The 20,927-nt window shown below is 48.3% G+C and carries 13 protein-coding genes; 5 read left to right on the top strand and 8 right to left on the bottom strand.

Features of this window, described 5'->3' with window-relative positions; genetic code table 11:
- Positions 1 to 43: 43 nt before the first annotated feature.
- The 4 genes from CHA6605_RS21440 to CHA6605_RS21420 form a co-directional block, all read right to left on the bottom strand.
- Entirely contained in the window at positions 44 to 2,272 is a 2,229-nt protein-coding gene (locus tag CHA6605_RS21440) for a glycoside hydrolase family 57 protein (RefSeq protein ID WP_015161479.1), read from the bottom strand.
- Positions 2,273 to 2,580: 308 nt separating this feature from the next.
- The gene (locus CHA6605_RS21435; protein ID WP_015161478.1) at positions 2,581 to 3,711 is read right to left on the bottom strand and encodes a hypothetical protein; all 1,131 of its coding nucleotides are present in this window, start codon (positions 3,709 to 3,711) and stop codon (positions 2,581 to 2,583) included.
- Positions 3,712 to 4,451: 740 nt separating this feature from the next.
- Complete coding sequence (locus tag CHA6605_RS21425; protein WP_015161476.1) at positions 4,452 to 9,479, bottom strand: tetratricopeptide repeat protein; 5,028 nt, start codon at positions 9,477 to 9,479, stop codon at positions 4,452 to 4,454.
- 576 nt (positions 9,480 to 10,055) lie between these two features.
- A complete protein-coding gene (locus CHA6605_RS21420) occupies positions 10,056 to 11,204 on the bottom strand; it encodes a pyridoxal-phosphate-dependent aminotransferase family protein (protein WP_041548374.1) in 1,149 nt (382 codons plus the stop codon).
- Positions 11,205 to 11,292: 88 nt separating this feature from the next.
- On the opposite strand from CHA6605_RS21420, the gene CHA6605_RS34415 reads away from it, so the two are divergent.
- From CHA6605_RS34415 to CHA6605_RS21405, 4 genes are all read left to right on the top strand, one after another.
- Positions 11,293 to 11,466, top strand: coding sequence for a hypothetical protein (locus tag CHA6605_RS34415; protein WP_157260062.1), 174 nt, complete (start codon positions 11,293 to 11,295; stop codon positions 11,464 to 11,466).
- Positions 11,467 to 11,657: 191 nt separating this feature from the next.
- Positions 11,658 to 12,110 (top strand): KGK domain-containing protein, encoded by a 453-nt coding sequence (locus CHA6605_RS21415; RefSeq protein WP_015161474.1) that lies wholly within the window; start codon positions 11,658 to 11,660, stop codon positions 12,108 to 12,110.
- A gap of 219 nt (positions 12,111 to 12,329) precedes the next feature.
- Positions 12,330 to 12,500, top strand: coding sequence for a hypothetical protein (locus tag CHA6605_RS21410; RefSeq protein WP_157260061.1), 171 nt, complete (start codon positions 12,330 to 12,332; stop codon positions 12,498 to 12,500).
- 82 nt (positions 12,501 to 12,582) lie between these two features.
- Positions 12,583 to 13,920 carry a lipopolysaccharide biosynthesis protein gene (locus CHA6605_RS21405; RefSeq protein ID WP_015161473.1) on the top strand — a complete coding sequence of 446 codons (1,338 nt, stop codon included), beginning with the start codon at positions 12,583 to 12,585 and terminating at the stop codon, positions 13,918 to 13,920.
- 236 nt (positions 13,921 to 14,156) lie between these two features.
- Here the strand turns inward: CHA6605_RS21405 and CHA6605_RS21400 are convergent, their stop codons facing one another.
- The 4 genes from CHA6605_RS21400 to CHA6605_RS34410 form a co-directional block, all read right to left on the bottom strand.
- A complete protein-coding gene (locus CHA6605_RS21400) occupies positions 14,157 to 15,344 on the bottom strand; it encodes a glycosyltransferase family 4 protein (RefSeq protein WP_015161472.1) in 1,188 nt (395 codons plus the stop codon).
- Positions 15,345 to 15,518: 174 nt separating this feature from the next.
- On the bottom strand, positions 15,519 to 17,159 hold the full coding sequence (gene wzy, locus CHA6605_RS21395) for an O-antigen polysaccharide polymerase Wzy (protein ID WP_015161471.1): 1,641 nt from the start codon (positions 17,157 to 17,159) through the stop codon (positions 15,519 to 15,521).
- A 111-nt stretch (positions 17,160 to 17,270) separates the two neighbouring features.
- On the bottom strand, positions 17,271 to 18,467 hold the full coding sequence (locus CHA6605_RS21390; RefSeq protein ID WP_015161470.1) for a glycosyltransferase family 1 protein: 1,197 nt from the start codon (positions 18,465 to 18,467) through the stop codon (positions 17,271 to 17,273).
- A gap of 75 nt (positions 18,468 to 18,542) precedes the next feature.
- The gene (locus tag CHA6605_RS34410) at positions 18,543 to 18,710 is read right to left on the bottom strand and encodes a hypothetical protein (RefSeq protein ID WP_157260060.1); all 168 of its coding nucleotides are present in this window, start codon (positions 18,708 to 18,710) and stop codon (positions 18,543 to 18,545) included.
- A gap of 393 nt (positions 18,711 to 19,103) precedes the next feature.
- On the opposite strand from CHA6605_RS34410, the gene CHA6605_RS21385 reads away from it, so the two are divergent.
- Complete coding sequence (locus tag CHA6605_RS21385; RefSeq protein WP_015161469.1) at positions 19,104 to 20,927, top strand: right-handed parallel beta-helix repeat-containing protein; 1,824 nt, start codon at positions 19,104 to 19,106, stop codon at positions 20,925 to 20,927.

Genomic DNA, 20,927 nt, shown 5'->3' with positions numbered 1-20,927 from the left:
ATCGATCCCTTACTTCCTACCCTCTACCCTCTAATCTCTAATCTTACGGAACTTGCAAACTAATCCATCCCTGTTCTGGAATGTGCTGGCGATAACGACCGCAATCGGAGAACATCAACGCCATTTGCAACCCGTAATCTGGTTCGAGATGGAGATCTGCCCACGGTACGGCAATTTCTAGACACTTATCCCAGGCTACTTGAGCATTACTCGATCGAGCCTCCCACCGATCGTAATCCATTGCTTCTTGCAACCAAGTGTTCTTGGTGGTTAGATCGATCAGGAGTCGATGGTGGAACCGATAATTAGTCGGTGCTTGACGCGGTAATTCTGCCAACGGAATCGGGCTATTGTGCATGATTTCCTTGGGATAAAACCACACCAAATTCAACTCGTTGGGAATCTCTAAGCCTGGTTTGACGCCAGCTTTAAAGTCCATCCGCAGATAAAAATTCAGGTGATCTGCACCATAAAACACCCGCTGAATCAGACTCGCCTGATGCATCGTGCCACTAGCACCGCCAATTTCTAAGCGTCCGGCAAAATTCCAATCCTGCTCGTCGCCGCTACCATCGATGACTGGATTGATAAAGCCCTCTGGCCGGTAGGTAGTCCGCCGCTCGTGAGATTCGACTGGTTGGCGCAATTCGGGCGGTACAGGCTCATTTAAAGCTTGATACAGGGCGATGAGATGTTCGCGGAATAGTTGGTCGAACATGGCATCTTGGTTGGAAGAATGCCCGTAGCCAAACCACCAGAACCAATCCGAACCTTCTGCGGCATATAGAGCTTCCCACGCAGCGGGATTGGTTTGTTCGGTAGCTTCGGGATGATTTGCCAGTACTTGTCGGGCGGCGGTGAGCAGGTCCCACGCGCGATTTTTGGCAGGATCGCCAATCCAGGTGGTGAGGCTACCATCTACCCACGAACCCGTGTGCATGTCTGCGGGTGGAAAACTAGCTGTTGGGGGGAATTCGTCGAGGAATTCCGAGACGGTGACGAGCTTGATTGTCTCGTCGTCGCTAAGGGTGCCGTAGAGGTGTTCGAGGAAGGGTTTGCCATCGAGATGGTAGTGTTCCCAACAGTTTTCGCCGTCGAGGGCGATCGTGACTAGCCATGGTTTCTCTAGGCTGTTACCGCCGTGCCCTTCTTTGGCAGCCAGAGAGCGGGAGATCTCATGCAAATGTCCGACTAAATCCGCTGCCGCTGTTTCTGCGGGCATCCCACTATAAGTAAATCCAATTAAGTCCGATAAACGGTGATCGCGGAATACCATCGACAAGTCGCCATCGGGCGTACTCACCTGATAGGGGCGATATAGTAACTCTGGCTCCAGCACATTTCCCGCACCATCGCGATGGAAATATTGCTTGAGGGTATTACCCAGCACCGACTCATCCGTACACAGCCATTTAAAACCCTGCTGGGCGACATAAGGCAACATTTCTGGACTTACCGCCTGTTCTGACGGCCATAAGCCCCGTGGCGCGCAGCCAAAGCGATCTTTGTACATATCCCAAGCCTTATTCAGATGGCGGGGAATGTCTTCAGCCCACTGAAATCGTTGCTGTGGTAGATCCATATTGGGGATGGCTACCCGTCCGACATTGGTATCGGCTAACAGTGGCAAAATCGGGTGGGTGTAGGGCGTCGTCGTTACCTCTAGCTGTCCCGATTCCTGCATCTTGCGATGTTGAGGCACGATCCGTCGTAAGATCTCCCGCTGCTTGGAATAAATGCGTTGACGATCGCTCAAGCTAAAATCCCGATCTTGTGCCAGCCAGTGCGCGATCTCTGGATCTTCCCAGAATAAGGGATCGAACCAAGCGAGATTGTGCCATGCCAATAAGTCGCTGTAATCGCGATCGATCCAATTGTCGAAACACCAAGGCTCGCCATGCTCTTGGCGTTGGTGATACAGCTCGCTGTAGCGCGGGTGCGGATCGATGAGCGTGTGATGGTTGGCGTCAAAAAAGTGCCGAATGATAAACTGCTTTTGAGCATCCTGAAGTTGCTCGATCGGCATCAAAGCTAGTTCTAAGTAAGGATCGAAGGCTGTTCCAGCAATGTAATCCTCTAACTGTAAAATTAGCGATGGAACTAAGTTTACAGTTTGATGCAGTTTGGGATACTTTTCTAACAGCAAGATCAGATCTAGGTAATCTTTAGTCCCATGCAAACGCACCCACGGCAATCGGTACTTACCATCGCGGTACTTGTACAGAGGTTGGTGCTGGTGCCAGATAAAGGCGACGTGGAGGGGATGCGGCATAGATGAGTTATAAATTCACGATCGATTTTTACGCGGATACTAATCGATACTCCGCTCGTAGCAATTGCCACGATGGAGAACGAGGTCTATAACGGTAAGCTATTGGAGCAGGTTGTTAAATTTTGACCGATCGTTTGCGATCTTAACTCACTTCTTTTCGCTAAAACACCCCACGACCCAGATTAGACTGGGGATCGCGCCGTTGGTTTACAACACTTAATCTAGAAGGTAGAGAATAGGGGCAAGAGTATTTTGGATTTTGGATTTGAACTGTGTTTCTGTCTCTGCGCTCCCCGCTCCCAACTCCCCTAATTAATCCGTTTGAGCGAAATCGAGATCGATTTTTGGCTTGAGGGGAGGAAGATCCTGAGTGTGATGTTATCGCGATCGAGACACTTATACTGGGATTTGGTTGGGGGCAGATCGCGATCGCCGAAGATGGTAAATAATCGATCGCCAGAGAGTTTTACATTACTACCCAAGTTAACCTTGGTCGTCAGTCGTCGATAATTTTGGTTGTTAAATGTCAATGTACTGTCTGGGTTTACCTGAAATCTCGCATCAGCATTGCCTGCTAATCCTAAGCCGACTCGATCGATTTTGGCTCCAGTGTCTTTTGATTGGAGAGTGTATCTTTGCTCCAAATCGAACGCTTCAAATGAGATATAACCGTCTCGATGAATTGTAAGTTTGCCATAACCCAGCATCTGTGGATCGGTAACTTTGGCTTGGGTAAAGGTTTGTACCAATGGCAACCAGTAAGGACTCAGATCGGCAACTTGCCACGTTCCGACATAACAATAAGGCTCTCCCACTGGTGCTGGAGGTGGAGCTGGAGTAGCCGGAGTTTTGACTGGGGGAGGGGGCGGATTTTGAGCTAGTGACGGGGTTTTGACTGGGGGAGGGGTCGGGTTTTGGACTAGTGAAGACGCAGATCCTGATGACTGGGATTTACTCGCCGCAGTCTTCGGCAGATTGGGAGCTACCAACCGCAGTGCCAGCCGCGATTTTGTTTTTCGCCTGGATTTGGCAGTCGCGATAAAATTGTATTGCTGACCGCGAGCGAGATTGCTAGTAGTCAGGCACAATTGCGATACGTCGCCGATCGTCGGAAAGCTAAACCGGGAATCGTTATCGGCTAATTTATTGCTAACATCGTTATGAAAAAATCGCAATCCTTTAGCTTTGTCGTAAAGTGCAAATTTGACAATCCCCTTACCACTGGTTTTAACTTTGAGCGTGATGCGCGTCTCTGGCTCCACGGACAATCCATAACAGACTTCGCCATTAGGATTGCGCGATGACGGTATGAGCGAGCCTGTATATTCTTTGCCCAAGGTCATCGGCACAATCGGGGCAGCAGTTGTGACGGCAATTGCCGTCAGTGGTGTCATGAGAACGATTAGCGGCAAAATCCGCAGGATTGTTAGCTGGGACATATTGGTGGATTAACACTGGTTGATGTAGTCTCTCCTGTTGAGCGGCGAGCAGATGGCGATTTCCTTGATGGATCTCACGATCGAGGCCGCACACAGCCAAGCGAGTCGTTCGCGTAGCGTCTCGAAGAGATCGATTTACTATAAAATTATTGATATAGATATATACTTCCCAATTTAAGATCCAGATCGATCGCGATAATTATCTGAGGCTTTCGATCTGTCGGCTCATCTGCCGCTAAATCTAAGCTGGTGCGATCCTAACACTCTCCCACGCGAACATAGATCGCCGAATTTATCCGGCAAACATTTCCCACGCCCGCTAAATGGTTGCAATTAATGAATGATTTAGGCATTGCAACTCCAGGCGATCGATAATCTAAGCTAATCCCTCACTTGTTGGTAATTCCACCATCCTGGCGACCGAGATCGGGCCTAAATTAAGAAATCGTATAATTTGCGGCTTGCCAATGGCGATCGCGCTTACAGTAGAAATCGAACGCGATCGATCTTTGCGAACTTTTACCCCCCACCTAAAAAATTCCGAAAACTACTATGACTACTCAAGATTTGCTCTTACTGGTCTTGTTACTCTGTCCGGGATTACTCCTATCTGTAACGATTATGCTCACCTTCGCTGCGGGTGGTTAGAGAAAAACAGCACTTTCTAGTATTATCGGTACGCCAGTTTGGATCGCGAGCCGCCGCTCGCTGCTCCCCGCAAAAAATTAGACTGTTTGCTGCTACCAATCCCGCTGAGTCAAACTTCGAGCTTGCTGATAGCAGTTTTCGGCTTCTTCCCACTGCTGGAGACTGCTATGAGCGCGACCTTGATTGAACCAGTACTCAGAATTTTCTGGCTCTAGCCCGGTAGCTTGTTGAAAGCTAAATAGAGCGTTATCGAGAATCTTGAGTTCGAGCAAACAATTACCGCGACTATTCCAAGCGGCTGCACGATCGGGATCGAGATTGAGAGTTACTTCATAGTCGGTTAGCGCAGCTTCAAATTCGCGCTGCAACAAGTAGATATTGCCCCGTCGATACCGGGCGAGGATGAATTGGGGGTCTATCTCTACAGCTTTGGTGAGGCTAATAATAGCGGCATCGAGTCTTCCCAATGCTTGTTGGGAGATCGCTTGTTTGTACCAAGTTGCGGCATCATTAGCGTCTATTTTAAGGCTGGTTTGATAGCACTGGAGAGCCTCAGCGTACTGCTGAAGGTTGAGATGCGTTGCGCCCTGATTAGTCCAGCCCAAGGGGTCTTCAGGGGCAACCTTGGTGGCTTGGCGATAACTATGCAGCGCACCTTCGAGATTTCCGAGTTGAAATAGGGCAGTCCCACGGCTATTCCAAGTACTGGCTGTCAGTGGCGATTTCCCTACAGGAACGCTCTGCGATCGCACTCGATCTTCTGGTTCGTCTAAAGCCGGAGATAATGTCAAGGCGCGATCGAAGCTCGCTACTGCTGCATCCCAGCGACCGAGTTCGAGGGAGGCGATGCCGCGATAGTGATAGGCTTGCAGCTCGTCGGGATTGAGAATGGCGCAGTTGTCGTAACAGGCGATCGCATCTTCGTATTTGTGGAGATGGAATAAAGCCGTGCCCCGATTGAGCCAGACTTGCGGATCGAGTTTATCGATTTCGATACTGCGTTCGTAACAAGCTAGTGCTTCTTGCCAGCAACCGATGTGTTGCAATGCCATTCCCCGTCCATTCCAGATCTGGGCATTGTGAGGATGAATTTCGAGGCTGCGTTCGTGAGCTGCTGCCGCTTCTTCATAGCGTTTGAGGTGAAATAGTGCTTTGCCGCGATTGTGCCAGCTTTGATAAAACTCTGGTTTGAGTGCCAAGGCTTTGTCATAACTTTCGATCGCGCAATCGTAGCGTTTGAGCGAGCCGAGCACGTTACCGTGATTGTTCCAAATATAATAATCTTCAGGTTTGAGTTGGAGGGCGCGTTCGTAGCTTTCGACTGCGGCTTCCAACCGTCCCAATTGAAATAGGAGATTGCCTTGTTGATACCAAGCGGCGGGGTGGTTAGGATCGAGTGTTAGAGCGCGCTGGTAACTCTGGAGATTTTCAGCAGGATCTTCGTGGAGTTGAAACTGTGCCTGCCCGCGCTGGTACCATGCTAGGGCATAATTAGGGTCGGACTCGGTCGCCCGATCGTAACTAATCAAGGCATCTTCCCACCGCTCTAGTTGCCCTAGTAAATAACCGCGATCGTACCAAGTTTCGGCACGATGTGGTTCGAGTTCTAGAGCCTGCCGATAAGCCGCTAAAGCCGCGACAAATTCGCCGCGATGGTATTCAGCTTTGCCTAACAGTGCCCAGCTTCTCGCCGATTCTGGCGCAATTCCTGTAGCTGTTTGCAAGCTCGCAACAGCGGTGTTGTAATTACCTAATTCGATCGAGATTTGCCCGTGCTGCGTCCAGATTTCTGGATTATCTGGGTCGAGTTCGATCGCTTGACAACAGGCGACTAAGGCGGTTTCCCAGTCGCCTTGAGCTGCCTGGACTCGGCTTTGGTTATAGAGGATCGACTGATTTTGCGGATCGAGACTCAGGGCGCGCTCGTAGCAGCTATTGGCATCTTCCCAACGGTTGAGTGCGGCTAGAGTCTGACCCTTGGCATACCACGCATCGGCAGCATTTTTATTGAGGGTCAGAGCCAGCTCATAGCAAGCTAGGGCTTCTTGATGGCGGTTTAATTTGGTGAGTACTTGGCCGTGACTGTAGCAGAGATCGTAGCTAGGATTAGTCAGGGTGGTGACGCGTTCGTAACACGTAACGGCGCGTTCCCACTGCTGTAACGCTTGCAAGGCTTTACCTTGGCGATACCAGGCTTCGGCGCGATCGGGTTTCAGATTGGTGACCTGCTCGTAGGCAAACATCGCCTCTGACAATTCGCCCAATTGCCAGAGCAGATTGCCCATACCATACCAGGTATCGGCATCTTGAGGGTGGTAAGCAATCGCCCGCTCGTAAGCGGCTGACGCGCCGTCGGTGTCGCCAAGCTGGGTGAGTTCTTTGCCTAAATTATGCCAAGCGGGGTGATAGTCGGGCTGGAGTTCGATCGCTTGACGATAGCTGTCGATCGCGTCTTCTGAGCGTCCGAGATGTGCGAATGTCAAACCGAGGTCGTTCCAACTGTGGTAATCTTCGCTGTTGAGTTCGATCGCGCGCTCGTAGACAGTCAGAGCTTCGGCATAACGTTGGAGCTTGAGTAAGGTTTTACCTTGAAAGTGCCAAACGATCGCCGCACTCGCATTGAGCTTGAGGGCTTGCTGGTAGCTATATAGAGCTTCGTCCCAGCTTTCGAGATGCCAGAAGGCATAACCGCGCTGACACCAACAATCAAAGCTATCTGGGGCGGTTGTTAAAGCCAGATCGTAGCTGGCGATCGCTTCAGCATAACGTTGGAGTTTAAAGAGTGATTGTCCTTTACCTTGGCTGGCAGGGGCAAAGCTAGGCAAGATCGCGATCGCCCGATCGTAGTTGGTAATTGCGTATTCATGTCGTCCTAGTTCTGCTAGGGCATTACCGCGCTCGTACCACGATTGGTAAAAATTCGGATTGATGGCCAGCGCGCGATCGTAGCTTTCTAAGGCAGCGGTGTATTCTTGACGCAATCCTTGAACGATGCCATAGCTATGCCAAATTTCCGGATCTTTAGGTCGCAGTTGCAAGGTGCGATCGTAGCTTTCTAAGGCGGTGGTATACCGCCCCAAGGCGGCTAGAGATTGGCCGCGATCGTACCAAGGTTCGTAGTTTTCGGGAAGGATGTCGATCGATCGATCGAAACAAGTCAGAGCTTCGGCATGTCGCTCTAATTTAGCCAGAGCGCGCCCGCGACTGTGCCAAAGATAGGGGTCGTTCGGCTGAAATCCCAGAGCTTTATCGTAGCTCTCGATTGCTTCAGCATCTCTGCCTTGGTGCGCCAAAGTCATCCCGTGATTGTACCAAGCGGGATAAAATTCGGGATTGAGCTTGAGGGTATGATTGTAGCTGCTAATCGCCTCTTCGTACCTACCCAAATGAAACAGCACGAATCCTAAGTTATTCCAGGCTTGATAGTAGTCAGGTTTGAGCTTGAGGGTGCGATCGTAACTAGCTAATGCTCGATCGTATTGACTCAAATGAAACTGTGCCATCCCCTTGTTGTACCAAGCCTGATGGAATTGAGGCTGGATTTGTAATGTCCGCTCGTAACTGGCGATCGCGGCTTCGTAGCGTTGGAGATGAAATTGGGCGACGCCTAAGTTATTCCAAGCGGTATAAAACTCTGGATACAGCCGCGTCGCTTGCTCGTATGAAGAAATAGCCGTCTCAAATTTACCCAGTTTGAACTGGGTTTTGCCCAGATTATTCCAGGCATCGCTGAGGCTCGGCTCGAGTTGAGTGGCTTTGCGATAGCAGTCGAGGGCGTGTTCGTACCGCCCCAAATGAAACATTGCTTTGCCGCGATCGTTCCAGGCACTGGCATCTTTGGGCGCGAGCGTAGTGGCTTGCGTATAACAGGTGAGGGCTTCTTGAGGCCGATCTAGCAGCAACAGCACGTTGCCGCGATTGCTCCAGCCTTCGGCGAGTTGGGGTTGCAATTTGGTCACCATCTCATATCTGCGCAGTGCGGGTTCCAATTCGCCTAAATGGAAGAGAATATTACCGCAGTAATTCCAGGCGCGATCGAAATCCGGTTGCAGTTGCGTGACTTTGGTATAAGCTGCTAAAGCTGCCTCAAAATCCCCCAGAAAAAATAAGACTTTACCCTGATTGCACCAAGCGGCCTGAAATTCTGGTGCCAATTCGATCGCTGCGCGGTAACATCTTAAAGCATCCTGAAAACTTTTTTGCTCGAAGTGCGCCACGCCCAGATTATTCCAAGCTTGATAAAATTGCGAGTCGAGTTCGAGTGCTTTTTGATAAGCGTCAATGGCGGCTCTAATTTGTCCCAATTGAAATAATACTTGGCCGTGATTATTCCAGGCAAACCGATCGCTCGGATCGATGTGCAAACTTTGTTCGTAACAACCACAGGCTGCTTGCACCTGTCCGATGTGAAATAGTAACCAGCCTTTATTGGATAGTGTCAAACTATCATCTGGCGAAATCTCCAAGGCGCGATCGTATGCTGCTAGTGCCCGATCGTAACTGCCTAATTCAAACAGAGCGCGTCCTTTTTGATACCAAGCAAACCGATCTTCAGGATTGAGTTCGATCGAGCACTCGCAATTTTCGATCGCTTGTTGGTAATAACCTAATTGAAATAAGACCCAACCGCGATTGGCCCACGCCTCGCCATCTTCAGGTCTGAGTTCGAGCGCGCGATCGTAAGATGCCAATGCTTCCTCCCATCTGCCCAGCCCGACTAAAACCCACCCCAGATTTGCCCAAGCTTCTTGCTTGTGGGGTTGTAACTCAATTGTCTTATTGTAGCAAGCTAAAGCTACATCCAGCTTCCTTGCATCGCGGTACAAGTTGCCTTGACGGTACCAAGCTTCGGGGTCGTCTGTTGCCACAGGATAGTTTGGGGGTTCGGATTCAGATTGCAAATCTTGTTTCATTGTCTCATGTTCGGCGAGGTCTGTCGAAGATCTATTTGGATTGGATAGATTAATAGTTAGAAAATTAGCTAAATTTTGAGAGGGAGTAACAACTTCTCTTCTCAAAGAATCGCGTTCGTTGGCTCCTCCTTTTTCTAAGGGGGCTGGAGCCGCGATCTGAGTTAAGTTTTTGCGTTGATTACTACCAATCCAAAATCTACTTAGCATAGTTAATTTCCAAGATATTCAAAAGGCTGCGACAGACAGTAGGTAGTGAGTCTCGATTTCTGAAGCCGATCTGGTAGAGCAATTGAATTACGATCTTACACGATTTAAATTGCCCCAGCCTAGAGAAAAGTCATCCATTGCAATCAGTATAATTCGCTCTAGAAAGTATCATTAAACACATGAAAATCGAGCATAGATGTGCCGAGTAAAAAGTGAATGCACAATTGATGATTTATCGAATCACAAACTCGGTTTAAGCTATCAAAAAGATATACCTAATTAAAGAATTTGGTACCATAGTCATAACCTTAACTAGATATGATTAGTGTATGTTAGATTACACGGACATAGTAATTTATCACAATTTTAGACAATCGAGCTAAAATTGCGAGCTTAAAATTTGTTAATAATGAGAGTTGGAAGCGATGCGCGTCTCTCCGCTCGGCGAGGCTGCGCCACCAACGGTTAAGTGCATCGAGACAATATAACTAAAAAGCACCCCTACAGATAATTGTGTAGGGGTGCCCCTTGTTGGTACCCACGGGCTTGTGAGTAATTACGTTGGGATAAATGAGATTAGGCAGTCAAAATTTTGGCGGCGGCGGCGACGCCAGCACCAGGGGTGCCGCCAGTATGACCGAGTTCGCTGAGGGTGGCTTCTAAAGCCGCTATCGCCGTGAGGATATCCCGATCGCAGACAAAGCCGAGATGACCGATTCTGAAGATTTTACCTTTGAGGCTATCCTGGCCGCCAGCGAGGACGATATCGAATTTCTTCTTCATCACACTGCGGACTTGCTCGGCATCGACAGTGGTGGGTGCCACTGCGGTAATGGCAGGACTACCGTGCCCTTCTGGTGCGTACAGGGGCAAGCCCATGGCGGTAACGGCGGCACGGGTGGCAAGCATGTGGCGGTGGTGACGGGCAAAAATCTGTTCGAGTCCTTCTGCTTTCATCATCTTGAGTGCGGCTTGGAGCGCGAAAATCAAGTTGACTGGCGGTGTAAAGGGGGTAGTATTTTTGGCGGCACCTTTACTATATGGCCCCAAGTCCATATAGAAGCGGGGTAGTTTGGCTACTTTATAAGCTTCCCAGGCTTTGGGGCTAACGGTGACAAAACCCAATCCGGGGGGAATCATAAATCCTTTTTGTGAGCCAGAACAGACGACATCTAGACCCCATTCATCGATCGGCACATTGACAGCACCCAAGCTAGTGACGGCATCGACAATAATCAACGCGCCATGAGCTTTGACATGTTTGCTAATGGTTTCTAAGTCGTTGATCACACCAGTGGAAGTCTCGCTATGAGTGACAATGACACCTTTAATTGCTTTGTCTGGATCGGCGTCTAATGCTGCTTGGACGGTAGTAGGATCGATCGGTTGTCCCCAAGGTGCGGTAACTTCTACCACATCGAGGGCAAATGCTTGGGCTACTTCCGCCCAGCGTTCGCCAAACTTACCATTATGAACGACTAATACCCGATCTCCAGGGCTAAAGAAGTTAATCATGCCTGCTTCCATGGCTCCGGTACCGGAAACTGTTAGCATCAAGACATCATTTTGAGTTTGGTGCAACCATTTGAGATTAGCCGTAACATCTGCCATAATTTGGCTAAATTCCCCACTCCGATGTCCGATCGGGTGCTTGGCTAGAGCCAACAAGACGTTTTCTGGTACTGGAGTAGGGCCAGGAATCATCAACATCAATTTATTTTCCACGATCTTTATCCCATTTAAATAATAGTTATACTTACGATCTAGAGGCAGGTACGTATTGATAGCCGCATTGCCGAAGTCGATTTGCAGAATGTCAATTTTAGCTCAAGACCGCACCCAGAGGGAAGAGGGAATCTCTGGGCTGGTTTATGGTACCGAACGGGAACATCATGAGGCTAACTTGGATGGATTTACCACGGTCTGCTCGATCGACGATGGGGGTGGGCATCATAATCGAGACAGAGGCGCATCGATCGCTCTCTAACTGGGGAGTAAACGAGCTACCTAATTTTCACAGATCTAGCCACCAGCATGAGTAGCAATCCTCGAACTTACGTTATAAATTGCGAAAATTAGATTCGATCGAAATGCTGGCATCCATAACGTGTGTTTTGAGTATATTATGGCATCATGTTAATGGTATATAGTAGTAACCTTTGATAACAAAAAAATGTTATGACAAATAATCTTATTCCTTATGATTGTGGTGACGACGATGTGATTGCCTTTGGCGAGGCAATGTTTCGCGCTGGCAAGCTAAAGCGGGCGATCGGGCAATCTTTTGATGGCTCGGTCGGTAGGGCGATCGATCAGAAACTACGTCAACATGGTTTAGAGATTCCCATTCGGATGATCGGTTCGACCCGATTGGCTAACGAACATTGTCAATGGTTCGATGACGGTATTAATTGTGAGATTCTCGATCTGGCTACCCGACAATGGTGTAAAGGTAAAGTTCGGGTCCAAGTTTCAGTTGAATTTATGGTAGAAGATACGGGTGAAAAAATGTTATTACCTGGAGATCGGGACTCGCCAGATGCCGCACTTCGCGATCGAGAAGATTCAGCTAGTGATGAATATGTTAATAGCGAATACGTGTTTACGGGTATTCATCATAATGGTCAATAAAAATATTGGCAATCGATTACAACTATTGTTTTGAGATCCGGCAGAACCAATTGAAAATCGATCGATTAGATAACAGCCCAAATTCTAACTATAATTTGGGTTTTTTATTAGATGAGATTGGTTGAGAGCGGGAAGAGATCGTTTTTTTCCTAATGGTTAACGAGCGATCGTCATCAGACGACACGCCAGCTTTGACCCTTGAGACAGTTAGGCGGCAATATGCACATTAAATTAAATGAGGAACAGCTTAAAAGCGATCGGCAAGCTGCTCAGACATCTGTAGCGACTTCCATTCGGCGATTGCTACCAACTTATCGAGCTGAGTATGACAATCTGTATCTGTGCGAGTGTCGAGCGAAGACTGCTTTCGATCGACTGGGAAGTTGGTGATAAATTTATAAGTAATAGTACCGTGGATGATGCGATCGTTTATGGATTAAAGTGAAGGTAAACCGAATCGTAAATCGCAGTAATGCCACCACTAAAATCGCTGAGCCTCCGCCAAAACTTTTCATGGACTTTTGCTGGCAATATCATTTATGCAGCATCTCAGTGGGGCATGTTGGTCGTGCTGGCAAAACTCGGCAGCCCCGAAATGGTCGGGCAATTTACTTTGGGATTGGCGGTGACGGCACCAGTTATCATGTTTGGCAACCTCCAATTACGGCAGATCCAAATTACAGATGTCAAACAGCAGTATGTATTTGGTGACTATTTGGGGCTGAGATTAATTTGTCTGGGTTTGTCACTACTAACGATCGCGATAATTACGCTCGTGGCTGGCTATCGGTGGGAAGTCTGTTTGGTGATTTTCACGATCGGATTATCCAAAGCGATCGAATCAATTTCGGATGTGTTTCACGGTCTATTTCAGTTTAACGAACGGATGGATCGGATTGCGATTTCGCTATCGATTAAAGGCCCACTGTCGTTGCTGATGCTAGCGATCGGAGTTTACACCACTCACACGGTGTTAGGCGGGGCGATCGGACTGACAGCAACTTGGGCAGTAGTTTTGCTCTGTTACGATCTTCCACGCGGTCTGGCGATTTTAAAAGCGGCACCATCAGCGCACAGCCTAGAAGCCGCCCAAACATCAAACCCACGAAGACAGAACCTCGCCTACTGGTTGCAACCAAGATTCGATCTTAATACTCTTCGCAGCTTAGTCACGCTGTCCTTACCCTTGGGACTAGTGATGATGCTGATTTCGCTCAATGCCAACGTCCCGCGCTATTTCATCGAGCGTTATCTCGGCGAGCGCGAGCTAGGGATCTTTTCGGCCTTATCGTATCTGATGATTGCTGGCGGGATTGTAGTTAGTGCCTTAGGACAGTCAGCCAGTCCGCGATTGGCTAAATACTACGCCGCAGGCAATAGTAAAGAGTATAAAAGTCTGTTATTCAAAACCTTATTAATTGGCGTGTTGTTGGGTGGGGTATCGAGCTTAGTAGCCGCGATCGCAGGCAAACAAATTTTGACTATTTTATATCGTCCCGAATACGCGCAACAGGTTTATTTATTCGTACTACTGATGGTAGCGGCAGGGATTGGTTATGTCGCTTCATTCATGGGTTATGGCATGACCGCCGCCCAGTATTTTCGAGTGCAAATGCCGTTGTTTACCATTACAACGGGCATCTCTGCGGCGATCTGTTTTTGGTTGGTACCCACTCAAGGATCGATCGGTGCGGCGATTGCATTGATTGTCGGTTCGATCGCTCAGGCTCTGTTGAGCTTGGGAGTCATCTTTCATGCCTTAAATAAGATTGCTAAATCTTCCCAAGCGACAGAATCAACTCTCGACTAAACTTCAGCCACCGCGCTCATCAAATATGAGGTATGGGTAATTAATGAATGGCCTATTCCGCCAGTTTTACTGAGAATTAATGTCCCAATTTAGTATGTCATAAATGTTTTAGACGACCGACCAATCGATCGTCTCAACGGTTAGCGAGCTGAGCCGAACTACCCAACCCCATCAATAGCTGTTTGAAACTCCAATCCAGCAACGCCGCAGTTGGTAGTATGTGCGTGCGGTGGGGATTACTTACTCGCGACCCAGGCTTCGGTGCAATCGCGGACGTGCTGATAAAAGTCGGTGCGTTGCTGTTGCAATACGTCATCTCGATACTCTCTGGCTTTTTCAAGATTCCGAGCCGACATGCGTGCCATCCGTTTGGGATCGGTAACAACTTCGCGAATTTTACGTGCGAGTGCATCGATATCGCCCGGTACGACCATATCTTCGGGTGGTAATAGTTCTGGGATACCCCCCACCGTCGAACCAATACACGGCAGTCCCCTGGCCATGGCTTCGACCATGGCTCTGGGTAAGCCTTCTTGATAAGATGCCAGTACGAATAAGTCGGATCGATCTAGTTGCGTTTGGACGGCATCGCCTGAAGCTAACTGTCCGAGGAGCTGAATGCGATCTCCAACATCTTGGGCGGCAGCTAATGCTTCTAATTGCGATCGATACTGTCCGTCTCCGAGCATGTAGAGTTGGAGATTAAGTCCTTGTTTGATGCAGGCAGCGACGGCTTTAATTAAGACATCGGGAGCTTTGTACATCTGCGACATCGTACCGACATACACCAATGTCACCACATCTAAATCCTGCCGCACTGGACGCGGCTCCGTAACGAGCCGATCTTTGGGCAGAACGACATCCGAGACTCCCACCGAGAAATTCGTGCAAGGGTAGCGTTGTTGGAGAGCCAATTTGGTCACATATACTGCTGCCGCTGCATTGGCACAAATACGCCTTAAAGTACGGGGAAATAACCACTGAAACAATGGCCGCAGCGGATGATCGATCGATCCGGGTGCGAATACATCGTAAGGATCGGCCACAACTTCGACCGCATACGGGTGATTGTTGCGCTTCAAGTATGGTTGGAGATCGTTAGATATTTGTGAAGGAACGCGCATAATAATTGCATCATTGGGGCCGACGGTTGCGCGCACAACTTGTTTGACTGAGGCGATCTTCCTGAGATATTGTACTGGTCCCAGATAGTTGGGGATGGCGGCAAATGAAACCATGTCGCCACTAGCTAATTGCCAATCCGAATCTACGCTGAGGACATCGCGAATTCGCGCGACTACACACACGCGATCGAATACTTTGAGATATCGTTGCCAGAAGGAATAAGGAAAAGTTGTTTGCGTCCACACTCGGCCATCAGGTGTGCGGTCGAAGCGATGTTCGAGGGTGATAATTACTTTCATATGTAAATTTGGCTACGATCTAAAACTCTAACAAATTTTATACCAACTCTAACGATCCTTTTTGATGAAACTGCACTCGACATTGTATGTTTAAGTCGATAATAACAGACAATGAGTATACCTTTGAGGTTGAGTGCTGGTTAAATTCAGTACGAGATCGTGGAGGGCGCGAACTTATTTGTCTCCCTTGCGCAGTGCATTTAAAAGACCTTTGATACGGATGGCATTTAATTTACTCAGCCATCTCATCCACAAGTAAGGAAAAAGAGAATACCAAACAAATGGTCGGAATACCATCTCCGAAGAACCGCGTGGATAGAATAGAAAGAATGATACAAAGATGGCGATAATTGCCATTTTGATCGGATCTCGTTCTCGCAGTGCCCACTGGACGAGTTTGGCAAATCCAAAGCCAAGTAAACCCAAAACAATGATGCCAAACCAACCGAAGTTAAGATAGGCTTCCGAAATAAAGGAAAACCCAAAACTGCCACCTCTTTGGGCAAATTCTCTGTCGAGTTCTCCAACCAACCAAAAGTCTGGGATATCATAACCAGACATCGTTAATGCTGGATGCCGCCCCGCTGAAAAGACGTTGGGAATCAGTACCAACATCCCTACCAGGTAGGTCATTCCTGCTGCAAATGGTCTAACTTTGGGCACTAAGTCGATCGTCCACCCGATCGTCGTCGCACTAAATCCCATCTCCGAAATCGAGGCAACCAGGGGATTGTCTACACCTGTAAGGGTTTTGGTGATAAAGTCAATTGAAAAGACATCTACCCCAGCCACTTCATTTCGAGTCGCGCCTACTAGTGGAAATACGACTAATAGCATTAGTGCAGATACCCCCGCTAACAAAGCTCTGGGGATCGGGCGCACGACACCATCCCATAGCCATAACATTGCCAATAGTGGCATCACCGCCGCACCCCGCGTCCCGATCGTCAGTTTGGCGCAGGTATACAACAAGATACAGAGGACGGCAAATACGCGTAAATGGGGTTTGCGTTGTGCTGCTGCGATTGTCAAAAATACCCCTGGAAACATAAAATCAGCAATAATCTGCACGGATGCGGCTGCACCAGTTACGGCTTGTTGTTCGTAGAGCGAAGCATAACCACCAGATCTAGCCACCTGAATTGCGCCAATGGCAACTACCATAACGGGAATAATCGAAAGATAGAGCAAGATTTGTCCGACCATCAGTGCGGTTCTGGCGGGGACGATGGATGACCTAAAGGGAGCAGCAATTTTGGGGGGTAAAGACGACGATCTAATTCCGGTCAGGGAAGAAGAGAGCAAACCCGAAGGCTGGTTAGATGGATCTAATCCCAGTCGCGTATAAGGATCGGTTGCCGCACCACGATTGAGAAATTCTAAGAATTTGCTAGACTGACTTTTTTGACGATCGAGTACCACGCACAGTAGCGCGCCAAAGTGCATCGTTGCGATCGATAGGGTGACGATATAAACTATTTGTAAAGCATCAGCTACCGAAAATGTGTTGCCTAAAAATCCTAGTTCGTTGAGATGAAAAACTTCGAGGATAATTTGGCCGCCATTAAAAATAATTGACGAGAGCAAAAACAATACATAAGGATCGAATAGGCGTTTGGTCGTCAGGTACCAAGATACAAAAGACCAAATTACCAACCCTAAAAATAGCTGACACATCAACTGGAATGATGTATCTACCGACAGCATAAATCCTGATGGACTGGCGGCATAAATCAGTCCAAATATCAACAGCCCAATCAAAATATATGATTGAGTTAACATTACCAGCCAACTTTTATTATCTTTTTGTACCATTACCTCGCATTGCCCCACCAGTATGTGTTTGTTCGCATCCGTTCGCATAGCGTCTGCCGCGCAGAATCGCAGATCTAAAATATGCCCGTGCTATTTCGTAATCCGATCGACTTAAATTATGGCTTTATCTCGATTGGTTATTTTCTGCATCGCTTGGTCTGGGCGATCGCCACGATAAACTTTCATTAATTGGTCGATCCCAACTTGAATATTAAACGTACTCTGTTGGATGGTCTTTAAGGCACTGTGCCGATCGATTGCGCGCTCTCGGTGCGCGCGGACGATTTCATCTGCCCAGATTGCGGCTGGTTGGGACAAACTCAGTTGCCGAACTAGTGGCTCGACCAGACAGACTTCTGGTGTAATTGCCTCCGACAAAAAGGTTTGCAATCCGGCTGCTTGCACCTCGATCCCCACTAGCGGGAGTCCCTCGCACAAAGAAGGCATGACAAACGCATCCATTGCTCCCATCATCAAGTTTGGTACGTCTGGGCGACTGCCTGTAAATAACGTCCGCTCGGCCAGCCCAGCACGTTCGACTTGCCGCTCGATCTCAGCGCGCAGCGGCCCATCACCAATTAATAATAAATAAGCTTGCGGTTCGCGTTTGAGTACTTGGGCAAAAATATCGACTAAAAAAGTATGATTCTTTTGCTCTTGAAAGCGACCGACATGACCGATCGCAAATGCTGCTGCGGGTATGCCTAGTTCGGCGCGCACTTGCCGAGGATCGACTTTTGTTTCAAACGGCGTCAAGTCGATACTACAGTAGTACTTTTGCCATCGCGAGTCTTTCTGCCAGTCTTTGCCGAATAAGTTGGCACTAGCCACATCGCTACAACCCAAGCCGATGGTCGCATGACGATCGATCCATCGCGTCATCAACTTAAAATACAATCGCCGCAGCCAGCTAGATTTTGCTTCTAAAGCAGTGGAGTCGATATGGCTGTGACAAACTCGAATCGGCACGCCTGCCCGATCGGCCAACCGCAGAATATAACCGTTATAGTGATGAATATGGCTGTGAACGACGTCATAAGGGCCATACTCTTGGAGTACCTGCTGGAATTTACGGGCGTATGTCAGCGGATTCGATGGCCCCGTGCAGGGGATAACCCGACCGCCGAGCGCGCGAATTTCGTCATCATAAGCGCAGGCATCGGTCGTGCTGACCAAAAAATCGATTTGGAAGATGTTGCGATCGATATTCCGCAAGACATGCATCAGCCAAGTTTCCGCACCCCCACGATTCATCATCCCTACGACTTGAAGGATTTTGATTGGCGGACGATCGGGAGCGAGATTCATAATTTTAGGGGCTTTTAAGAATAACAAATTAAATAAACTGACCGATTTGGCGATCGAGTTGTGCCTCAAGTTTATTTAACTAAGATCCCCAGCGTCATCAGCAGTAATACTCAATACCTTAGCGATCTGGCTGGGATGGTAATTATCTTGTGACAAATAAATCGAGCAGTAGCGAGTTGGATCGATCGTCAATAGTCTAATTTTATCGGCAAGTTTTACCCATTGCAGTGATAACTGATGCAATCTAATTATCTATTTACGTCTTTTGGCTGTTAGAGCAGTTACATCTTAGTAGATTTAGCTCATGACTTAATTTTGAGAAGTATGATAAAAGTTTGCTTTTCAATCTCGGTCGTCGTCTGAAAAAAAGAGCTAAAATTTAAATGCATCGAGAGCGATATCGTCATAATGTGCCTGTCATCGCCCATTGCACTAGGCTAAATCTGCGGTCTCGATCGGCTGTGACGCACAAATTCAGATTGGTATGTTAAGATCGAGGCGATTGTAATTAGTTATTACTAGTCGGCAATAATCAGCTTAAATTTTATTAGTAAAAATACAAACTAGCGACTAATCTAACTAGAAAGATAATCGTTTTTATCATCAACTTTAAATACAAAAAACGCATTCAAATATATGAAAACGCTGCGAAAATTGTTAATACTCAACATCGGATTGAATTTGCTGTTGGCGCAGGAGACGGGAGCGCAAACAACACCAGGGCAGATTAAACAGGTGAGCCAACTTCCGGCTGACTCCATGCAAGCGCGCAAGAGTCCGAGCAAAGCTGCACCAGCAGCGGCGAATACCACTCAACCCAGATTGCCAGCACTGCCCAAAATTGGGAGGTTGTCGGAGTTAGTTACTAAGTTTGGTGCAGTCCCTAACGATGGCAAGGATGACACGGTAGCGATCCAAAATGCGATCGATGCTGTTGCCAAAAAAGGCGGCAGTGTGCTGTTTCCACCTGGTGTTTACAATATTTCAATCCAACGGCAGTTAAAACAGCCGCAAGCTCTAAAGCTACGTTCTGGCATTAAATTGGCCGCCAGTACCACCAAAGGGGCTACTCTCAAGCTAGCCGATCGCCAGGGGAATTATGAGTCGATTATGGGTACGGAGGAATATGGTACCCCGTTAACCGATTTTGCGATCCAAGGGTTGACGATCGATTCCAACGGTCAAAACAATCCTGTTTTGTCTCCTGAAGGCCCCGGTGGGAAGGTTAGTGCCGATTTTGGCACTGAAAACAACTTGTTACCGCGCACGGCAGTTAGGGTATACGTAGGCAAGCGCATTTCGATCGATCGGACTCGGTTTACCAATCAAAATGCGGTGTGGTCGGTGGTTATCAATGGCAAGCTCGATGGCATGACCGATGCGGCAATTACCAATTCTCGATTTGACAATGTGGGTGGCAATGCGGTCGATTTCGATCATTCGTCGATTTATACTCAAGGGTCGCGGATGCTGGTTGAGAACAACACTTTTATCTCGCGGTTTGGCCCCGGTACTAAAGGTGCGCGCACGGCGATCGAAATTCATGGTAACGATCAAATCGTGCGTGGTAACACGATTAAAGGTTTTACCAATGGCATTAATGTCACGGGTGCAGGCACGCCAGTCTCGCAACGTCAACTGTATGAAAACAATCTCATCGATGGGGCGAATACGGGATTTACGCTGTGGTTTAACATCCACAAAGGGAATAGTGCCAGCCAGCCAGCCATGCAACAGATCGTTATCCGGCGCAATACGGTGAATATCAGTTCTGATAAGTGGGTGGAGCCGGGAATCGTTAGCGATAGTGGCCCTTCGGCGGGGATTATGCTAGATCCGAATAGTAATGCACCGCTTCAAGATGTGACGATCGCAGATAATCGCATCAATTTTGTTAATGCCAAACCCGTGCATTTTGCACACGATCGCTTCTCTAGTGGGATTACGTTATGGAAATATACGAATCAGAATACGCCGATCGAGCGACTGACGATTTCGGGCAATCGGATTACGAATGCACCAGGTGCAGGGATTTGGTCGAATGCGGCTTTGGGCGGTGCTGGCAGTTCTAAGATCGAAAATAATACGATCGTCAATCCGGCGCGGAGCATTCATTTAGCTGGGGATAAGTCTGGACAAGCGCGGGCGGGGATCTATCTTCAGTCTAATAGCAATAATAAAAATCTGCGGATTCAGGGTAATACGATCTCGGATACGCTTCAGCCCACGCGATTGAAGTATGGGATTGTGGCTAATTCGGCATGTGCTGGCAGTTGCAGTATTAAGCAAAATACTGTTAAGGCTCCGGCTTCGACGCCTGTGCAGGCGAATGTGAGTTGGGGGGGGCGCGCGCCTGTGTCTAATCAGTCGTCGGTAATATTTACCAATTTGGGCAAAGTATTGGTGCTGTGTCTGCTCTTTCCGATCGTGCTAGTTTTGAAGCCTTCTTGGCGAAGCTGA

The sequence above is a fragment of the Chamaesiphon minutus PCC 6605 genome, from assembly GCF_000317145.1.
Classification (GTDB): Bacteria; Cyanobacteriota; Cyanobacteriia; order Cyanobacteriales; family Chamaesiphonaceae; genus Chamaesiphon; species Chamaesiphon minutus.
The sequence above is the reverse complement of the archived record's forward strand: the minus strand, read 5'-3'. Positions and strand labels throughout refer to the sequence as shown.

Excerpts from the sequence above, each read along its gene's own strand:
- CHA6605_RS21440 (WP_015161479.1), bottom strand. The coding sequence starts at position 2,272 with ATGCCGCATCCCCTCCACGTCGCCTTTATCTGGCACCAGCACCAACCT.
- CHA6605_RS21435 (WP_015161478.1), bottom strand. The coding sequence starts at position 3,711 with ATGTCCCAGCTAACAATCCTGCGGATTTTGCCGCTAATCGTTCTCATG.
- CHA6605_RS21425 (WP_015161476.1), bottom strand. The coding sequence starts at position 9,479 with ATGCTAAGTAGATTTTGGATTGGTAGTAATCAACGCAAAAACTTAACT.
- CHA6605_RS34415 (WP_157260062.1), top strand. The coding sequence starts at position 11,293 with ATGTCAATTTTAGCTCAAGACCGCACCCAGAGGGAAGAGGGAATCTCT.
- CHA6605_RS21415 (WP_015161474.1), top strand. The coding sequence starts at position 11,658 with ATGACAAATAATCTTATTCCTTATGATTGTGGTGACGACGATGTGATT.
- CHA6605_RS21410 (WP_157260061.1), top strand. The coding sequence starts at position 12,330 with ATGCACATTAAATTAAATGAGGAACAGCTTAAAAGCGATCGGCAAGCT.
- CHA6605_RS21405 (WP_015161473.1), top strand. The coding sequence starts at position 12,583 with ATGCCACCACTAAAATCGCTGAGCCTCCGCCAAAACTTTTCATGGACT.
- CHA6605_RS21400 (WP_015161472.1), bottom strand. The coding sequence starts at position 15,344 with ATGAAAGTAATTATCACCCTCGAACATCGCTTCGACCGCACACCTGAT.
- wzy (WP_015161471.1), bottom strand. The coding sequence starts at position 17,159 with ATGGTACAAAAAGATAATAAAAGTTGGCTGGTAATGTTAACTCAATCA.
- CHA6605_RS21390 (WP_015161470.1), bottom strand. The coding sequence starts at position 18,467 with ATGAATCTCGCTCCCGATCGTCCGCCAATCAAAATCCTTCAAGTCGTA.
- CHA6605_RS21385 (WP_015161469.1), top strand. The coding sequence starts at position 19,104 with ATGAAAACGCTGCGAAAATTGTTAATACTCAACATCGGATTGAATTTG.